This window comes from Bacillus cereus group sp. BfR-BA-01524 (genome assembly GCF_022662595.1).
Classification (GTDB): domain Bacteria; phylum Bacillota; class Bacilli; order Bacillales; family Bacillaceae_G; genus Bacillus_A; species Bacillus_A thuringiensis_S.
The window spans coordinates 1-229 of sequence record NZ_JAKUDW010000436.1 but is presented as its reverse complement, the minus strand read 5'-3'; the positions used below and the strand labels follow the sequence as shown (position 1 = coordinate 229).

Sequence of the window (229 nt, the reverse complement as noted above, 5' to 3'; positions counted from 1 at the left end):
GGGTTAATTCGAAGCACCGCGAAGAACCTTACCAGGGCTTGACATCCTCTGAAAACCCTAGAGATAGGGCTTCTCCTTCGGGAGCAGAGTGACAGGTGGTGCATGGTTGTCGTCAGCTCGTGGCGTGAGATGTTGGGTTAAGTCCCGCAACGAGCGCAACCCTTGATCTTAGTTGCCATCATTAAGTTGGGCACTCTAAGGTGACTGCCGGTGACAAACCGGAGGAAGG

Annotated in this window: 1 rRNA gene; it reads left to right on the top strand. The window is 53.7% G+C overall.

Going from position 1 to position 229, the window contains the following annotated elements:
• Window positions 1-229, top strand: a 16S ribosomal RNA gene (locus tag MR170_RS31780); the annotation flags it as partial.